The sequence below is a fragment of the Pseudomonas sp. BNK-45 genome (genome assembly GCF_047456255.1).
GTDB lineage: Bacteria > Pseudomonadota > Gammaproteobacteria > Pseudomonadales > Pseudomonadaceae > Aquipseudomonas.
This window is the reverse complement of the sequence record NZ_CP179909.1, coordinates 4,694,654-4,713,086: the sequence shown is the minus strand read 5'-3', so window position 1 is coordinate 4,713,086 and position 18,433 is coordinate 4,694,654. Positions and strand designations below refer to the sequence as shown.

13 protein-coding genes are annotated in these 18,433 nt (G+C 66.4%); 7 read left to right on the top strand and 6 right to left on the bottom strand.

Going from position 1 to position 18,433, the window contains the following annotated elements:
- Positions 1–69: 69 nt before the first annotated feature.
- The 7 genes from ACMGG8_RS21030 (at position 70) to ACMGG8_RS21000 (ending at position 10,703) form a co-directional block, all read left to right on the top strand.
- The gene (locus ACMGG8_RS21030) at positions 70–1,473 is read left to right on the top strand and encodes an amino acid permease (RefSeq protein WP_060838995.1); all 1,404 of its coding nucleotides are present in this window, start codon (positions 70–72) and stop codon (positions 1,471–1,473) included.
- A 1,360-nt stretch (positions 1,474–2,833) separates the two neighbouring features.
- Positions 2,834–3,625: an enoyl-CoA hydratase/isomerase family protein gene (locus ACMGG8_RS21025; protein ID WP_414158331.1), complete on the top strand. Its 792-nt coding sequence runs from the start codon at positions 2,834–2,836 to the stop codon at positions 3,623–3,625.
- A 216-nt stretch (positions 3,626–3,841) separates the two neighbouring features.
- Positions 3,842–5,002, top strand: a complete 1,161-nt coding sequence (locus tag ACMGG8_RS21020) for an acyl-CoA dehydrogenase family protein (RefSeq protein WP_129405962.1) — start codon at positions 3,842–3,844, stop codon at positions 5,000–5,002.
- Positions 5,003–5,023: 21 nt separating this feature from the next.
- Positions 5,024–7,123 carry an acetate--CoA ligase family protein gene (locus ACMGG8_RS21015; RefSeq protein WP_414158330.1) on the top strand — a complete coding sequence of 700 codons (2,100 nt, stop codon included), beginning with the start codon at positions 5,024–5,026 and terminating at the stop codon, positions 7,121–7,123.
- A gap of 10 nt (positions 7,124–7,133) precedes the next feature.
- Positions 7,134–8,741 (top strand): 5-guanidino-2-oxopentanoate decarboxylase, encoded by a 1,608-nt coding sequence (locus tag ACMGG8_RS21010; RefSeq protein WP_414158329.1) that lies wholly within the window; start codon positions 7,134–7,136, stop codon positions 8,739–8,741.
- Between the two features lie 27 nt (positions 8,742–8,768).
- A complete protein-coding gene (locus ACMGG8_RS21005; protein WP_414158328.1) occupies positions 8,769–9,977 on the top strand; it encodes a pyridoxal phosphate-dependent aminotransferase in 1,209 nt (402 codons plus the stop codon).
- 9 nt (positions 9,978–9,986) lie between these two features.
- Complete coding sequence (locus tag ACMGG8_RS21000) at positions 9,987–10,703, top strand: NAD(P)H-dependent oxidoreductase (protein WP_414158327.1); 717 nt, start codon at positions 9,987–9,989, stop codon at positions 10,701–10,703.
- Between the two features lie 911 nt (positions 10,704–11,614).
- Here the strand turns inward: ACMGG8_RS21000 and ACMGG8_RS20995 are convergent.
- From ACMGG8_RS20995 to ACMGG8_RS20970, 6 genes are all read right to left on the bottom strand, one after another.
- Positions 11,615–12,400, bottom strand: a complete 786-nt coding sequence (locus ACMGG8_RS20995; RefSeq protein ID WP_414158326.1) for a hypothetical protein — start codon at positions 12,398–12,400, stop codon at positions 11,615–11,617.
- Positions 12,401–12,473: 73 nt separating this feature from the next.
- Positions 12,474–12,824: a DUF2493 domain-containing protein gene (locus ACMGG8_RS20990; protein ID WP_060839003.1), complete on the bottom strand. Its 351-nt coding sequence runs from the start codon at positions 12,822–12,824 to the stop codon at positions 12,474–12,476.
- Positions 12,812–14,527, bottom strand: coding sequence for a Na/Pi cotransporter family protein (locus ACMGG8_RS20985; RefSeq protein ID WP_414158325.1), 1,716 nt, complete (start codon positions 14,525–14,527; stop codon positions 12,812–12,814). Before ACMGG8_RS20985 ends, ACMGG8_RS20990 begins: the two co-directional genes overlap by 13 nt.
- 27 nt (positions 14,528–14,554) lie before the next feature.
- Entirely contained in the window at positions 14,555–14,755 is a 201-nt protein-coding gene (locus ACMGG8_RS20980) for a hypothetical protein (RefSeq protein ID WP_060839005.1), read from the bottom strand.
- A 138-nt stretch (positions 14,756–14,893) separates the two neighbouring features.
- Positions 14,894–17,605, bottom strand: coding sequence for a magnesium-translocating P-type ATPase (gene mgtA / locus ACMGG8_RS20975; RefSeq protein ID WP_060843415.1), 2,712 nt, complete (start codon positions 17,603–17,605; stop codon positions 14,894–14,896).
- Positions 17,606–17,890: 285 nt separating this feature from the next.
- Positions 17,891–18,178 (bottom strand): hypothetical protein, encoded by a 288-nt coding sequence (locus ACMGG8_RS20970; protein ID WP_060843416.1) that lies wholly within the window; start codon positions 18,176–18,178, stop codon positions 17,891–17,893.
- Positions 18,179–18,433 lie beyond the last annotated feature (255 nt).

Here is an 18,433-nt window from a genome sequence, read left to right as displayed (position 1 = left end):
AGCTGCTTCCGCCTCCCGCTGCACCCCCTCGACCCGCGCCCTGCGCCTCACTGACTGCTGAGGTGCGCCATGACAACCACCACTGAACGTAAAGGCATACACCTGACGCGCTCGCTGAAGAGCCGGCACATTTTCATGCTGTCCCTGGGCGGGGTGATCGGCACCGGGCTGTTCATGGGCTCCGGGGTCACCATCAACCAGGGCGGCCCCTGGGGGGCGATCCTCTCGTATCTGGTGGCCGGCTTCCTGATGTACCTGGTGATGGTCTGCCTCGGCGAGCTGTCGGTGCAGATGCCGGTGTCCGGCTCGTTCCAGGCCCACGCCACCAAATACATCGGCCCGGCCACCGGCTTCATGATCGGCTGGGTCTACTGGATGAGCTGGGCCACCACCGTGGGCCTGGAGTTCACCGCCGCCGGCATGCTGATGCAGCGCTGGTTCCCCGACGTGCCGATCTGGTACTGGTCGGCGCTGTTCGTGGCCTTGCTGTTCGGCATCAACGCCCTGGCCACTCGCGCCTTTGGCGAGGCCGAATACTGGTTCGCCGGGGTCAAGGTGCTGGCGATCCTGAGCTTTATCGTGGTCGGCGCACTGGTGATCTTCGGCGTCATCGACCTGCCCAGCGGCGCCCCGGCGCCGATGTTCGACAACCTCAAGGGCGACTCCCTGTTCCCCAACGGCCTGCCGGCGGTGTTCGCAGTGATGATGACCGTGGTCTACGCCTTCCAGGGCTGCGAGATCATGGGCGTGGCCGCTGGCGAAACCGACCAGCCGGAAAAAAGCATTCCGCGGGCCGTGCGCAACGTGGTGTTCCGCGTGCTGATCTTCTACGTCCTGGCGGTGATGGTGCTGGCGGCGATCATTCCCTGGCAGCAGGCCGGGCTGGTGGAAAGCCCCTTCGTCCAGGTGTTCGACATGGTGGGCATTCCCTACGCCGCCGACCTGATGAACTTCGTGATCCTCACGGCGATTCTTTCGGTGGGCAACTCCGGGTTGTATGCCTCCACGCGCATCCTCTGGGCCATGTCCAAATCCGGCATGGCGCCCAAGGCCCTGTCGCCCCTGAGCAAACAGGGGGTGCCCCTGCGGGCCCTGTTCATCACCCTGTGCTTTGCCCTGATCTCGCTGATGACCAGCTTTATCGCTGCCGACACCCTGTTCATGGTGCTGATGGCTGTGAGCGGCATGGCTGGCACTGTGACCTGGATCGTGATTGCCCTGGCCCAGTACCGCTTTCGTCGCCAGTTCCTGCGTGACGGGGGGCAACTGGAGCAGCTCAAGTACCGCGCGCCGTGGTTTCCGCTGGTGCCGTTGTTGTGCATCGTGCTGTGCAGCTCGTTGTTTGTGTTTTTGGCGCTGGATGAAACCCAGCGGCCGTCGTTGTATTGGGGGTCGGGGTTTATTGCTCTGTGCTATGGCGCTTATTACCTGATGCAGCGTAAACGCCAACTGCAACCTGCCGCCGCCGTGTAGGAGCCGGCTTGCCGGCGAAGGGGGGCGGGAGACATGCGGCGCCTGGGCGGATGCCTTTGCTGGCCTTTGCGGCTAGAGAGGCGGGGTACATATCCATTCCTGCGGGTGTGGCCGTTGGTGGTTTTGCTTTTATGGCGGGGAGTGGGGGGCATATCCGTTGCTGCGGTTATGGCTGCTTAGGGTTTCGCTCTTACAGCGGTGGGCTGTGTACATATCCGTTGCTGCGGTCACGGCCACTTAGGGTTTCGCCCTTACGGCGACTTACTTTTTTCAAACGCCAAAAAAGTAAGCAAAAACGCTTGCCCCTCCATACGGCCCCTCGCTGGGGCTCGGGGTTCCCTCGCTTCGGCATTGCTCCGGGGGCCCGCCGCCAACCGGCCATCCATGGCCGGGTGGCGGCTAGCTCGGCATCCCTGCCGAGCTGCCCCCTACGCAACGCCTGCGCTCGGCCTGCTGGGAAGGGGCCTGAAGATCAAGATCAAAAGCCAAAGCCAAGGTGCGCAGGCCGGCTCCTTGTAGCCGCTGCCGAAGGCTGCGAACGAGCGCTAGCGCTCGCAAAACCAGGCGACGCGATAGGTCAGGAATATCGGGGAGGCAGGTTTAGCGTCTCCTGCGGAGCCGGTCGCAGCCTTCGGCAGCGGCTACATGTAACGCGAACGGCGATGAAACAGGCCGGCCGGCAGGCCGCCGTCAGATTTTGCTTTGGCTTTGGCTTTGGCTTTTGTTTTTGATCTGGTTTTTGATCTTCCTGCCCCCTTAGACACGATGGCCGAACGCAGGCATTGATCCGTGGGTAACCCGGCAGGGATGCCGGGTTAGCCGCCACCCGGCCATGGATGGCCGGTGGCGGCGGCCCACGGATCAATGCCGGAGTGAGGGCATGCCGAGCCTAAGCGAGGCACCGAGTGGAGGGGCAGAGCGTTTTGCTTACTTTTGCGCTCTTCAAAAGTGAGCCGCTGTAAGAGCGGAACCGTAAGCGGCCGCACCCGCAGGAACGGATATGTACCCAACCTCCGCTGTAAAGGCGAAACCATAAGCCGTCGCACCCGCAGCAACGGATATGCCCACCAATCAGACCGCACCCTCATGTTTTACGGCCGCCACTCGCCCGAGCGGGAGCAAGCTCCCTCGCCACAAAAAACTCCCCGCTCGCACTTTTGTCGAGGCTTGTTCGAAGTTGTAACAACCCCCACGCAACAACCCCCAATGCCCAGATTTTTACCTAATAAAAACAAAGGGATACTTCAAAAAATCGACCAAAACTCCCCCCAAACCCCCCAATTGCCGCCTTGTTGAACACTCGTTTAGTATCACCCTCAAGCCACCCCCTCACGCCAACCACAATAATTCGAGGACGCCCATGACCCCTTCATCGTCGCTGCTCAGCCGGATCGAAGCCGGCGTAGCCTGGATCACCCTCAACCGCCCGGCGCAACGCAACGCCCTGGACATCCCGACCCTCAAAGCGCTGCACAGCCTGCTGGACACCTGCAACAGCGACCCCAGCGTCCGGGCCGTGGTACTCACCGGCAGCGGCCGCAGTTTCTGCGCCGGGGCCGATCTGGCGGAGTGGGCCGAAGCCGAAGCCCGCGGCGCCCTGGAAAGCTATGGCTGGACCGAAACCGCCCACGCCTTGATGACCCGCCTGCACAGCCTGGACAAACCCACCATCGCCGCCATCAACGGCACTGCGGTGGGCGCGGGCATGGACCTGAGTCTGTGCTGCGATCTGCGGGTGGCGGCGCAGTCGGCGCGGTTCAAGGCCGGCTACACCAGCATGGCCTACTCGCCGGACGCCGGGGCCAGCTGGCACTTGCCGCGCCTGATCGGCAGTGAACAGGCCAAGCGCCTGCTGTTTCTCGATGAGTTGTGGAGCGCCGAACGGGCCCTGGCCGCCGGGTTGGTGGGTGAGGTGTGCGCCGACGAGCAACTGATCGGCAACGTCGGCGAGTTGGCGGCGCGCTTGGCGGCGGGCCCGACCTTTGCCTTTGCCCAGACCAAGAAGCTGATCCGCCAGGGGGCCGAGCGCAGTTTGCCGCAGCAGTTGGCGGCCGAGCTGGCCGCCGGCCTGCTGTGCGGGCGCAGTGCCGACGGCGCCGAAGCCTTGCGCGCCGCCACGGAAAAACGCCCGCCACGTTTCCAGGGCATGTAGGAGCGGCCGGGCGGCGCTCCGTTTGCCGGCGAAAGGGCCCCAGGGCCATGCGCCCATTTTGTAGGAGCCGGCTTGCCGGCGAAGGCGCCGCAAGAACAGCGCCTTATTCAAGGGCCTGTTCGCCAGCAAGCTGGCTCCTACGGGAAGGAGTTTTTCGGCAGGCCGTCCTGCCCGATCACTGTTTTTTTGCACCGTCACTCACTCACAGGTAGCGCCATGAATTTCCAACTCAGCCAAGAACAAGAAATGCTGGTGGACGCGGTTCGCAGTTTTGTCAGCAAGGAGTTGCTGCCCCACGAAGAGGCAGTGGACCGCGCCGATGAGGTCAGCGCCGACCTCGCCGGGGAGATCCGCAGCAAGGCCATCGCCGCCGGTTTCTATGCCTTCAACATGCCGGAGGAGGTGGGCGGCGGTGGCCTGGATTACCTGTCCCAGGCGCTGATCGAGCGCGAGCTGGCCAAGTGTTCCTGGGCCTTGCATGTGTTCGTTGCCCGGCCTTCGAAAATCCTCATGGCCTGCACCGGCTCGCAGATCGGCGATTACCTGCTGCCCTGCGTGCAGGGGCGCAAGGTCGACTGCTTTGCGCTGACCGAGCCCGGCGCCGGTTCCGATGCCAATGCGATCAAGACCCGCGCCGTGCGTGACGCTGGCGACTTCGTGCTCAACGGCAGCAAGCACTTCATCAGCCACGCCGGGCATGCGGATTTCGCCATTGTCTTTGCGGTCACCGGCACCTATGAGCACAACGGCCGCCAGCGCAACGCGGTGACCGCGTTCCTGGTGGACCGCGACACCCCGGGCCTGACCATCCGCCGTGGCCCCAAGTGCGTGAGCAACCGGGGCTACCACACCTTCGAGATGTTCTTCGACGACTGCCGGGTGCCGGCCAACAAGGTGCTGGGGGAGGTGGGCAAGGGCTGGGAAGTGGCCAACGCCTGGCTCACCGCCGGGCGGGTGATGGTGGCGGCCAACTGCGTCGGGCAGGCCCAGCGCGCCCTGGATGCCTCCCTGCAATGGGCGGCGGATCGCAAGCAGTTCGGCCAGGCCATCGGCAGTTACCAGGGGGTGTCGTTCAAGCTGGCGGACATGGCCACGCAGATCCGCGCCGCCGAGCTGCTGACCCTGCACACCGCGTGGAAGATGGACCAGGGCAGCATGACCGACGGCGAGGCCGGGATGGCCAAGCTGTTCGCCAGTGAAGTGCTGGGCCGGGTGGCCGACGAGGCGGTGCAGATCTACGGCGGCATGGGCCTGATGGACGAAGGCCCGGTGGAACGCATCTGGCGCAATGCGCGGATCGAGCGCATCTGGGAAGGCACGTCGGAGATCCAGCGCCACATCATTTCCCGTGAACTGCTGCGGCCGCTGATGCGCTGAGCGCCCTGGAGAACTGCCGTCATGTCCCAGACTCTTCGTGACAACCTCAAGCGCCTGCTGGCCCCCCGGCATCTGGCCTTTGTCGGCGGGCGCAGCATGGCCCGGGCCCTCAAGCGCTGCGCCGAAGGCGGGTTTGCCGGGCCCATGTGGCTGGTCAACCCGCAACATGCCGAGCTCGATGGCGTGCCCTGCGTGGCCAGCATCGACCAACTGCCCTGCGGCCCGGACGCGGTGTTCGTCGCCACCAACCGTGAGCTGACCCTGACTTGCGTCGAGGAACTGGCGGCCAAGGGCGCGGGCGGGGCGATCTGCTACGCCTCGGGCTTTGCCGAAACCGGCGCCCAGGGCCAGGCCCTGCAACGGCAACTGCTTGCGGCCGCCGGCGACATGGCGCTGCTGGGCCCCAACTGCTACGGCCTGCTGGACTACCTGCACAGCGCCGCGCTGTGGCCGGTGGCCCATGGTGGCAAACCGGTGGAGCGGGGCGTGGCGGTGCTGACCCAGAGCGGCAACTTTGCCTACAACCTGTCCATGAGCGATCGCTCGCTGCCGGTGGCCTACATGGCCTCGGTGGGCAATCAGGCGCAGTTGGGCATTGCCGAGCTGATGGACGTGCTGCTGGACGAACCCCGGGTCACCGCCATCGGCCTGCACCTGGAAGGCCTGAAGAATGTGCCAGGGTTTGCCCGGGCAGTGCACAAGGCCCTGGAGAAGGGCATTCCGATCATCGCCCTGAAGACCGGGGTGTCGCAGATCGGCGCCGAGCTGGCCTTGAGTCACACCAGTTCGCTGTCGGGATCGGACGCGCTGTACGACGCACTGTTCCAGCGCCTGGGGGTGATCCGGGTCAGCGGCCCGGTGAGTTTTGTCGAAACCTTGAAGGCCGCCTCCTGCGGGCAGTTGCCGGCCGGCCCGCAGCTGATGGCCCTGGCCTGTTCCGGGGGCGATGCCGGGCTGATCGCCGACTACGCCGAACGCAACGGCCTGCAGTTGCCCAAGCTTGCGGCCGGGCAATGCGCCGAGCTGGCCCAGGTACTGCCCGGCTACGCCAATCTGGTCAACCCGCTGGATTTCACCACCGCCATCTGGGGCGACGCCCAGGCCTTGCAAGCCATGCTCGACACGGCCCTGCGTACCCGGGCCGACAGCGCCATGCTGGTGCTGGATTACCCGGCCGAGTTCACCGGCGAGCGCAAGGAATGCGACCTGCTGCTGGAGCTGTTCTGCGCCGCGCTGCAACGCCACGGCCTGCGCGGTTTTGTCACCTCGGCCTTTCCCGAGCTGCTGCCGGCCAGCGCCCGCGAGCGTCTGCATGCCCATGGCATTCCCGCCTTGCAAGGGGTGGAGGATGGCCTGGCGGCCTGGGGGCGGATCGTCGCCTATCAACAGCGGCGTCCAGCGTTGCTGGCCCTGGGCGAATCGGCCCTAGTGCCGCTGTGCCCGCAGGCCCTGCCCGGTGCCGGGGTGCTGCTGGACGAGTGGCAGTCCAAGCAGGCTTTGCGCGGCTTTGGCCTGAGCATCCCGGACGGGGTGCTGAGCAGCCCCGAGCAGGCCCTGAGCGCAGCGGCTGCGGTCGGTTACCCGCTGGTGCTCAAGGCGGTCAGCGCGCAGTTGCCGCACAAGACCGAGGCCGGGGCGGTGGCCCTCAATCTCAAGGACCCTGAAGCCCTGGGCGCGGCCCTGCGCCTGATGCGCACGCGGGTGGCCGAGCATGCGCCGGGCGTGGCCTTTGAGCGGGTGCTGCTGGAGCCCATGGCCGCGCCGCCCCTGGCGGAGCTGATTGTTGGCATCAAGCGCGAGAACGACTTCGCTCTGGCCCTGGTGATCGGTGCTGGCGGAGTGCTGGTGGAATTGCTCAAGGACAGCCGCAGCCTGCTGCTGCCCACCACCGAAGGGGCGATCCGCCAGGCCGTGCTCAGCCTGCGCAGCGCCGCCTTGCTGCAGGGCTTTCGCGGGCGCCCGCTGGCCGATCTCGATGCCCTGGTGGCGGCCATCGGCGCGGTGGCGGACTACGCCTGCGAACACGCCGGGCAATTGCTGGAACTGGATGTGAACCCATTGTTGGTCGGTGCCCAGGGCACCGTCGCGGTCGATGCGTTGATTCGCCTTGGCCAGGCTTGAGGAGAGAGACATGCACGATCAGACCTTGACCGGTGGCCAGGCCCTGGTTCGCCTGCTGGCCGGCTACGGCGTCGACACGGTGTTCGGCATTCCCGGGGTGCACACCCTGGAGCTGTATCGCGGCCTGCCCGGCAGCGGCATTCGCCATGTGCTGACCCGGCATGAGCAGGGCGCGGGCTTCATGGCCGACGGTTACGCCCGGGTCAGTGGCAAGCCCGGGGTGTGTTTCGTCATCAGCGGCCCGGGGGTGACCAACGTCGCCACGCCGGTTGGCCAGGCTTATGCCGACTCGATCCCGCTGCTGGTGATTTCCAGCGTCAACCACAGCGCCAGCCTGGGCAAGGGCTGGGGCTCGCTGCATGAAACCCAGGACCAGCGCGCCATCACCGCGCCTATCACCGCCTTCTCGGCCCTGGCCCTGAGCCCGGAAGACCTGCCGGAGCTGATCGCCCGGGCCTTTGCCGTGTTCGACAGCGAGCGCCCGCGCCCGGTGCACATCAGCGTGCCCCTGGATGTGCTGGCGGCCAGGGTCGCCCGGGACTGGACCGGCGAGGTGCGCCGGCGTCCCGCCCGTGGCCCGGCCGCGGCGGCAGATATCCAGCAGGCGGCCGACGCACTGCGCAATGCCAAGCGGCCGATGATCATTGCCGGCGGCGGCGCGCTGCATGCGGCCGAGCAGTTGCGGGCCTTGAGCACGCGCCTGGGCGCGGTGTTTTTCAGCAGCGTCGCCGGCAAGGGCCTGCTGCCGGACGAGGCGCCGCTCAATGCCGGGGCGACCCTGTGCGTGGAGCCCGGCTGGCAGTTGATCAGCCGGGCCGACGTGGTGCTGGCGGTGGGCACCGAGATGGCCGACACCGACTACTGGCGCGAACGCTTGCCACTGAACGGCGAGCTGCTGCGCCTGGACATCGACCCGCGCAAGTTCAATGACTTCTATCCGTGCGCGGTGGCTTTGCACGGTGATGCCCGTGCCACCCTGGATGCCTTGCTCCAGGCCTTGCCAGCCACACCGGCCGAAGCCGGGGCGGCGATTCACGCGGTGGCCGATCTGCGTCAGGCGGTGCACAACGGGCAGGGGCCCTTGCAACAGATTCACCGTTCGATCCTGCAACGCATTGCCGCCGAGCTGCCGGAACACGGCTTTATCGCCAGCGACATGACCCAGCTGGCCTACAGCGGCAACTACCTGTACCCGAGCCGGGCCACCCGCAGCTGGCTGCACCCCACCGGCTACGGCACCCTCGGCTATGGCTTGCCGGCGGGGATCGGCGCCAAGCTCGGTGCCCCCGAGCGTCCGGGGCTGGTGCTGGTGGGCGACGGCGGTTTTCTCTACACGGTGCAGGAGCTGGCCACGGCGGTGGAGGAGCTGGACAGTCCGCTGGTGGTCTTGCTGTGGAACAACGACGCCCTGGGGCAGATCCGCGACGACATGCTGGATCTGAACATCGAGCCCATTGGCGTGCTGCCGCGCAACCCGGATTTTGCCGCCCTGGCCCGAGCCTTCGGTTGCAGCGTCAGCCAACCCGCCAGCCTCGACGAGTTGCAGCAGGCACTGCGCGACGGCTTTGCCCGCAACGGCCTGAGCCTGATCGAACTCAAGCACGCCTGTGCGCGCTGACCATCCCTTTTTGCCTGGAGCCTGAGCATGCGCTTTTCTCAACTGACCCAACGTATTGCCGGAGACGGCGCCGCCGCCTGGGACATTCATTACCGGGCCCTGGCCAAACGCGAACGCGGCGAAGAGGTCTGGTTGCTGTCGGTGGGCGACCCGGATTTCGACACTCCGCAACCCATCGTCCAGGCGGCCATCGACAGTCTGCAGGCCGGCCACACCCATTACGCCGATGTGCGCGGCAAGCGCGCCTTGCGCGAAGCCATTGCCCGCCGTCATCAGCAGCGCAGCGGGCAAGTGGTGGAGGCCGAGCAAGTGGTGGTGCTGGCCGGTGCCCAGTGCGCCCTGTACAGCGTGGCCCAGTGCCTGCTGGACCCGGGCGACGAAGTGATCGTGGCCGAGCCGATGTACGTCACTTATGAAGCGGTGTTCGGCGCCTGCAATGCCCAGGTGGTGCCGCTGCCGGTGCGGGCCGAGGACGGTTTTCGGGTGCAGCCCGAGGCGGTGGCGGCGCGCATCACCGGCAAGACCCGGGCCCTGGTGCTCAACAGCCCGCACAACCCCACGGGGGCCAGCATCCCCCGGGCCACCTGGGAAGCCCTGGCGGCGCTGTGCATCGAGCATGACCTGTGGCTGATCTGCGACGAGGTCTACAGCGAGCTGCTGTACGAGGGCGAACATGTCAGCCCGGCCAGCTTGCCGGGCATGGCCGAGCGCACCGCGACCCTCAACAGTCTGTCCAAGTCCCACGCCATGACCGGCTGGCGCCTGGGCTGGGTGGTGGCGCCGACGGCCCTGGCCGCGCACCTGGAAAACCTCGCCCTGTGCATGCTCTACGGCTCGCCGGAATTCATCCAGGACGCGGCCATCGTGGCCCTGGAGCAACCCTTGCCGCAGTTGCGGGAGATGGCCGAGGCCTATCGCCAGCGCCGGGATCTGGTCTGCGACCGTCTGGCCGATTGCCCCGGTGCCCGGCCGTTGAAGCCGGATGGCGGCATGTTCGTCATGGTCGACATCCGCGCCACCGGGCTCAGCGCCCAGGCCTTCAGCCAGCGCCTGCTGGACGAACAGGGCGTCTCGGTACTGGCCGGCGAAGCCTTCGGCCCCAGCGCCGCCGGGCATATCCGCCTGGGGCTGGTGCTGCAGCCGGATGACTTGCGCGAAGCCTGCCGGCGCATTGCCCTGTGCGCCGAACACTGCCTGAGCCGCCGCGTTGCCCCCGCCACTTTGCCTACTGTTTGAGGAGTCTTCATGAAGGTACTGATCGTTCACGCCCACCCCGAACCGCAATCCTTCACCGCCGCCTTGCGTGACCAGGCCCGCAGCACCCTGGAGGCCCAGGGGCACCAGGTGCAGGTCAGCGACCTGTACGCCATGAACTGGAACCCGGTGGCCAGCGCCGCCGACTTTGCCGCCCGGGATAACCCGGAGTACCTGGTGTACGCCCTGGAGCAGCGTCTGGGGGTGAAGAACCAGAGCATCGCCGCCGACATCCAGGGCGAGCTGGACAAGCTGCTGTGGGCCGACCTGTTGATCCTCAACTTCCCGGTGTTCTGGTTCTCGGTGCCGGCCATGCTCAAGGGCTGGATCGACCGGGTGCTGGTGTCCGGGGTGTGTTATGGCGGCAAGCGCTTCTATGACCAGGGCGGGCTGGCGGGCAAGAAAGCCCTGGTGACCCTGACCCTGGGCGGACGCGAGCACATGTTTGGCGAAGGCGCGATCCATGGACCGCTGCAGGACATGCTGCGCCCGCTGCTGCGGGGCACCTTGGCCTATGTCGGGTGCGAGGTGCTGGAACCGTTCGTGGCCTGGCATGTGCCCTACATCAGCCAGGAGGCCCGAGAAGCCTTCCTGCACAGCTACCGTCAACGCCTGCAGCACCTGGCGAACGACCAACCCCTGGTCTTCCCGCGCCTGGAGCAATTCGACGAAGCCCTGTACCCCCTGCCGGCTGATTGCTCCCTGTAGCCGCTGCCGCAGGCTGCGAACGGCCCGCAGGGACGCAGGGTTCTTAACAGCGATAGAGGTTTGGCAGGCGATCGCCAGGCAAGGTCCTGCGGACCTTTTCGCAGCCTCGCTAAGGCTCGGCAGCGGCTACAGGATTCGCCGCGTTTCGTGTAGCCGCTGCCGCAGGCTGCGAACGGCCCGTAGGGCCGCAGGGTTCTCAACAGCGATAGAGGTTTGGCAGGCGATCGTCAGGCAAGGCCCTGCGGGCCTTTGCGCAGCTTCGCCGTGGCTCAGCAGCGGCTACAGGATTCGCCGCGTTTCGTGTAGCCGCTGCCGCAGGCTGCGAACGGCTCCGCAGGAGACGCAGGGTTCTCAAGAACGATAGAGGTTTGGCAGGCGATCGTCAGGCAAGGTCCTGCGGACCTTTTCGCAGCCTCGCTAAGGCTCGGCAGCGGCTACAGGATTCGCCGCGTTTCGTGTAGCCGCTGCCGCAGGCTGCGAACGGCCCGTAGGGACGCAGGGTTCTCAAGAACGATAGAGGTTTGGCAGGCGATCGCCAGGCAAGGTCCTGCGGACCTTTTCGCAGCCTCGCTAAGGCTCGGCAGCGGCTACAGGATTCGCCGCGTTTCGTGTAGCCGCTGCCGCAGGCTGCGAACGGCTCCGCAGGAGACGCGGGGTTCTCAAGATCGATAGAGGTTTGGCAGGCGATCGTCAGGCAAGGTCCTGCGGGCCTTTTCGCAGCCTCGCTAAGGCTCGGCAGCGGCTACAGGATTCGCCGCGTTTCGTGTAGCCGCTGCCGCAGGCTGCGAACGGCTCCGTAGGAGACGCGGTGATCTTGAGGCTGCCCAAGATCGTCAGGCAAGGCCCGTTGGGCCTTTGCGCAGCTTCGCAGGCTCAGCAGCGGCTACAGGGGCGGCGACTCCATGGGGCGCTCAGAAGCGCAGGGTTGCGCCGGTGGTCAGCCAGCGGTCGCGGGCTTCGGTCAGGTGCTGGCCCAGGATCAGGTCCAGGTCAAGGTGCTGGCCCACGTGCAGGCGTGGGCCAGCCTGCCAGCCTTGTTCGCCGCCGCGCTGGCCGTAGCGCTCGGCAATCAGGGTCAGGCTCGGCATCAGGTCGTATTCCACACCACTGCCCCAGGTCCAGCGGTGGTTCTGCTCGCCATCGTCGTAGGCGTGGGTCCAGCCGGCATTCAGGTTCAGCCGTAGGCTGTCGCTGGCGCTGAAGGTCAGGGGCAGGGCGAGGTCGCCGCCGTCGAAGCTGTGGTGGCGGTTCAGGGCCCAGTGGGCGGAGCCGGCCAGGGCCAGTTGCAGGCCCAGGTCTTCGCGGTTCAGCAGTTGGACCTTGATCTGTGGACTGAGCTGGGTTTCGCCGTGATCGTCGGCCTGCTGGCGCTGCACTGCGACCCCCAGTTGCACCCAGGACAGTTGGCTGAAGGTGCAGGCCGGGGCAATCACGCTGTTGTGGCTGGAGCCTTGATGCCGGGTGCTCTGGTACCAGGCATCGACATTGCATTCCCCGGGGGCGTTGATGGCGCCGTCATCCACCACGTAGGCGCCGCCGGCGGCCTGGGCCTTGGAGCACAGGGCCAGGGTGGCGGTGGCCCCGGCGGTGAGGGCGAGGAACAGCAGGTTGCGTTTGAGCATGCGGCTTTTCGCGGCAGGCAGGGTGTGGCCCCAGGAGGCGCAACGCGAGGAGCGATGTGGGCGGTGCTTGGACATGGCAGGTCTCGTTCTGTTGGGCGCCGGACCGTTTGGTTGGGGAGCCGGCGCGGGTGGGTGCTGGGTGGGGTGTTTACTGGGCGTCCACCGATAGGGTCTGGATGCCGCGAACCCGGGCCTGGGCCAGCAGCTCTTCGGTGTCTTCCCCGCCGGGCAGGGCGAGGACGATGTCCGGGCGGCTGTCGGCCAGCATGAAGCTGTTGCGCAGGCGCTCGGCGTGTTTGCCGTGCAGTTGCCAGTTGGGCGGGTAGCGGACGATGTGGGCCCCGGTTTCCCGGGCCCAGTCCTCGATGTGAGCACCGAGGAACTGGCTGCCGCCGTGGATCACTACCCGCACTTCGTGCAGGCGCTGGAAGGCTTCCAGGACCCGGCGGCACAGGCGGCTGTCGGCGTAGTAGCGGCCGGCGCAGATCAGGACGCGCATGGGGTGTCCTCCTTGAGCCCGGCCACGGGATGCTCGGCGCCCGGCGCTTCGGCCAGGGGCTCGCTGAGGTAGCCGTGCTCGATGTCGCGCTCGCCGGCGCGCTCCAGGGCCGGGTAGGCCAGGGCGGCGATGTGGTGGTGGACCCGGCGGTAGTCCCGCAGCAGGCGCTGGAAGATGTCCCCGGATTCGGCCCAGGCGCTCTGGTCTTCCCGCAGTTGGCGAAAGTGCTCGCGGCCGGCGGCGGCTTCCAGGCGCCGCACGTTTTCCTTGCGTGCCAGCAACTGGTGGGCGGTGGGCAGGTCTTCGCGCAGGAACACGGTGATGGCCAGGCTCAGGCTGTCCAGCAGCTCCTGGTGCAGCGGGTACAGGGTGCCCAGCTCGAACTCGGAGAAGGCTTCGCCTCGGCGCAGGCGGCGCACCGCCAGTTGCGCCAGGCTGGTGGCGAGGATGTCGCCGGCGTGCTCCAGGTTGATCACCAGCAGCAGGATCTCCTGGGAGCGGTCGGCGTCCTGGTCGCTGATGCCTTCCTTGCCGACGTCCGCCAGGTAGGCGCGGATCGCCGCGCTGAGCAGGTCCAGGGACTGGTCGATGTGCCGCACCTGCTCGGCATGGGTGATGCTTGAGGTGCGAAACAGCTGCAGCACCCGGTCGAGCATGCTCGAAAGCATGTCGGCCATGCGCAGGGCTTCGCGGGCGGCGTTGGCCAGGCCGATGTTGGCCACTTCCAGGCCGGCCTGATCCAGGTACAGCGGCATGCCCGGGTCGGTGACCGGGGCGGGGGCCGGCAGCAGCCGGGTCAGCAGTTTGCCCAGGGGCTGGGTGAAGCCGATGAACAGCAGGGCCAGGACCAGGCTGAAGGCGCTGTGCAGGTAGACCACCAGCAACTCCGGTGCCAGGGTCTGCACCGCCTCCAGGCGGGCCAGGGCGGTGATCCACGGCAGCACCAGGGCCACGCCCAGCAGGCGCACCAGCAGGTTGCCCAGGGGCAGGCGCCGGGCCACGTTGCCGCTGGCGCTGAGCAGGGATGGCAGGGTGCCGCCGAGGTTGACCCCCAGCACCAGGGCCATGCTGGTGGCCGGCGACAGCAGGCCGGTGCCGGCCAGGGAGGCGATCAGCAGAACCACCGCGACGCTGGAGTGGCACATCCAGGTCAGCAGCATGGCCACCAGCAGGGCCAGCAGCAGGTCGCCGTCGAGGCTGGTCATCACCAGCTGGAACACCGGGGTGCTTTCCACCGCGCCGAGGGTCGCGCCGAGCATGCCCAGGGCCAGCAGCATCAGGCCCAGGCCGATCAGCGCGCAGCCGATGCTTTCAAAGCGCGAGTCGTCCCGCAGGCGCAAGGTCAGGAAACCCGTCAGCAACAGCACAGGGGCCAGCAGCGACAGGTCGAGGTTGAGCAGCTGGACCACCAGGGTCGAGCCGATATTGGCCCCGAGCATGACCGCCAGCGCCGGGGCCAGGCCCAGGGTGCCGGCGGCGGTAAAGGAGCTGGCCATCAGGCTCACCGCGGTGCTGCTTTGCAGCACGCCGGTGATGCCGACGCCGCACAGCAGCGCCAGCCAGCGATTGTTCAGGTGTTGTCCGAGCCAGTGCCGCAGCGGGCTGCCGAAGCCGCGCAGCAGGGATCCGGAAATCATCTGCGAGCCCCAGAGCAGCAGGGCGATGGCCCCGGCCAGGTTGATCAGAAGTGTGGTGCCCGACATGAGTGTGCTCCCGGGTCGGTGACGGGTTCAGGCGATCGCCACCCGCAGCGAGGCGCGGGTGAGGGTGGCGCTGAAACCCAGCAGAAAACGAATTTCAACCGCGCTCAGCAGGCCGCGGACATACAGCCGGATGCTCACGCGGGTGAGCAGGCGGGCGCTGGTGCACAGGCAGCAGACCAGCAGGGCCTGGAGGCCGCGTTGCACCATGGAAAAAGGCTTGAGATACATGGCGATGCTCCTTTCGGGCGAACAGCGTCGCCGTCGGCAGGGCGCTGGCCGCGCCGACGGTGGCATCGTTGGTCAGGTGTATCGGGCGCGGCCGTTCGAGGGCGGCCGCGCCGGGCTCACGCCCTTAGAACCAGGCCCTTAGAACCACTGCTTGAAGCGGCGGATGTACAGGGTCTTCATGGTCTGGGCGACCACGCAGTAGCTGAGCAGGGTGCCCACCAGCCACGGGAAGTATTCCCACGGCAGCGGCACCAGGCCGACCATGCTGCCCAGGGGCGAGAAGGGCACGTAGATCCCCAGGGCCATCACCAGTCCCGTGGCCAGCATCACCGGCAGGGCCGCGGTGCTCTGGATGAACGGGATCTTGCGGGTGCGCAGCATGTGCACCACCAGGGTCTGGGACAGCAGCCCCTCGATGAACCAGCCGGACTGGAACAGGGCGGCCATTTCCACGCTGTTGGCGGCGAACACGTACCACATCAGGGCGAAGGTGGTGATGTCGAAGATCGACGAGGTCGGCCCGATCCACAGCATGAAGCGCCCGATGTTGTTGGCGTCCCACTTGCGCGGCTTGGCCAGGTATTCCTTGTCCATCTTGTCCCAGGGCAGGGCCAGCTGGGAGAAGTCGTACATCAGGTTCTGCAGCAGCAGGTGGATCGCCAGCATGGGCAGGAAGGGGATGAAGGCACTGGCCACCAGCACCGAGAACACGTTGCCGAAGTTGGAGCTGGCGGTCATGTTCAGGTACTTCATGATGTTGCCGAAGGTCTCGCGGCCCTTGATCACCCCTTCCTCCAGCACCATCAGGCTCTTTTCCAGGAGGATGATGTCCGCCGATTCCTTGGCGATGTCGGTGCCGCTGTCCACCGAGATGCCGACGTCGGCATCGCGCAGGGCCGGGGCGTCGTTGATGCCGTCGCCGAGGAAGCCCACGGTGTGGCCGTTGGCCTGCAGGGCCTTGAGCACCCGGGACTTCTGCAGCGGGGTGAGCTTGGCGAACACCGTGCGTTCTTCCACCAGGCGCCCGAGCACCTGGTCATCCATGTGCTCGATGTCGCGACCCAGCAGCGGCTCGCCCGCTTCCAGGCCCACTTCGCGGCAGATCTTCGCGGTGACGATGGGGTTGTCGCCGGTCAGCACCTTGACCGTCACGCCGTTGTCACGCAGGGCGGCGATGGCCGGACCGGCGGTTTCCTTGGGCGGATCGAGGAAGGTCAGGAAACCTTCGATCACCAGCTCGCGCTCATCGCTGGCGCTGTACTGGTTGCGGGTCTGGCCCTTGGGCAGGTCCCGGGTGCCCAGCAGCAGCACGCGGAAGCCGTCGCGGTTGTAGTCCTCGGCCAGTTGCAGCAGGGCGGCGCGGCGCTCGGCGTCGAGGCTCACGACGATGCCGTCCTGGCGGACCCGGGTGGCGGTTTCGAGCATCTCTTCCACCGCGCCCTTGCACACCAAAAGGTGGTCGCCACGGGCATCGGCGAGGATCACCGACAGACGCCGACGGACGAAGTCGAAGGGCAGTTCATCGACCTTGCGCCAGGCGGCGGGCGGGGTGAAGTGCGGGTTGCCCTCGGCGAAGGCGACCACGGCGCGGTCCATCAGGTTCTTCATGCCGCTCTGGTGGTGGCTGTTGAGCCAGGCCAGTTGCAGCACCGCATCGCAGCGGCTGCCGCTGATGTCGACGTGGTGTTCGAGGATGATCCGGTCCTGGGTCAGGGTGCCGGTCTTGTCGGTGCACAGCACGTCCATGGCGCCGAAGTTCTGGATCGCGTTGAGGCGCTTGACCACCACCTTGCGCTTGGCCATGGCCGCGGCGCCCTTGGCCAGGTTGGCGCTGACGATCATCGGCAGCATTTCCGGGGTCAGGCCGACCGCCACCGCCAGGGCGAACATGAAGGCATCGGCCCAGTCGCCCTTGGTGAAGCCGTTGATCAGCAGGACGATGGGCACCATCACCAGCATGAAGCGGATCAGCAGCCAGCTGACGCTGTTGACCCCACGGTCGAAGGCGGTCTGCGAGCGCGAGCCGACGATGGAACGGGCCAGGGAACCGAAGTAGGTGCGCTCGCCGGTGGCCACCACCACCGCGGTGGCGGTGCCGCTGACCACGTTGGTGCCCATGAAGCAGATGTTCGGCAGGTCCAGCAGGTCTTGCTGGTCGGCGGCCAGGGCCTGGGCGGATTTTTCCTGCACGGCGCCCAGGGTGTCGTATTTCTCCACCGGCAGGGCTTCGCCGGTGAGCACCGCCTGGCTGATGAACAGGTCGCGGGATTCGATCAGGCGGATGTCCGCCGGGATCATGTCGCCGGCCGACAGCTGGATGATGTCGCCCACCACCAGTTCGCGCATGGGGACTTCGCGAACCCGGGCCTGCATGCCCATCTGCTCGCGGCGCAGCACCGCAGCGGTGGTGCGGACCATGGCCTTGAGGGCTTCGGCGGCCTTGGCCGAGCGGTGTTCCTGCCAGAAGCGCATCAGGCCGCTGGCCAGCACCATCACCAGGACGATGATCACGCCGGTCAGATCAGTTTCTTCGCCGGCTTGCAGCGGCAGCCAGAAGTCGGTGAAGAAACTGATACCGGTCAGGGTCATCAGCACATAGATGAAGGGGTTGTTGAAGGCTTGCAGCAATTGCACCAGGGCGTGAGGCGGACGGTCGTGGGCGACTTCGTTGTGGCCGTCGCGTTGCAGGCGGCCTTCGGCGTCCAGTTCAGTCAGGCCGGCGGTGCTGGAGTTGACGTTGGCCAGGGTCACGGCCAGGCCGTTCTGGGCTTCGCGGGCGGCGCGCATCGACAGTTTGTTGCTGTCGCGGCTGGCGCTGGTGTTGCGGGAAGTTGCGGTTTTTACAGTCATTGCGTGTGCTCCTGCCGCCTGACTGCGACACGACACACCGACAACTCAACTAATTAAAGACGAGCGAAAGTATGTCGAATCGCAGGTTGGCGATCGATTAGGATCTTGGCGTTTTTCAGGTTTTAACGTTCGCTGTCCAAACAGTGAAGTTGAATGGACAGCGAACCTACTACTGGCCTCTTCCATAACTTTCTCCAACAGAATTAGTTAACTGACAGGCAATAAGAAACCGTCGAACTTCAAACTTGAAAGTTCGTGGGTAAACAACGGTGAATGACCGTCGAATCAGGCGGAAGTGCGCGCCCCGAGGTACAGGCCGAAGATCAGTCCGGCCTGCCGCAGCAGGGCTGCGCCCCGACTCTGCGGGTCCTGGCTGTCGTCCAGGCTCCAGCGTTGCTGGAGCTGGCCGGTCATCGGGCAGACGCGCCAATTGGCCCGCAGGGCGGTGCTGGCGGTGGGCACGCAAGAGGAGAAGGGGGAGCGCGCCAGAGCCTTGGGCTCACGGCACAGCCGGACCCGCATGGTCGCAGCGAAGGCGCGTACGCCTGGCAGTACGGAAGATGTGAAGTGCATAACTTTTGCCTCGTGACCGGACTGGTTCCGGGGAGGCAAGTTACGTTGGAGCGTCAAGCCCTAGCGCAGCTTACCCGACCGCGGAGTCGAGTCCCGTCATTGTTCAGGGGTGCCTGGCGCTGCGCAGCGGCAGTGACCAGACAGCGTCTAGATACTGTGTCCATTGGCTTCTTTAGTGAGTTGAAAAAAGGCCGGTTTGACCGGCCCGCGCAATTTACTCAGGAGGGTCCCGGGAGTCAAGGTCAAATTGTCTTG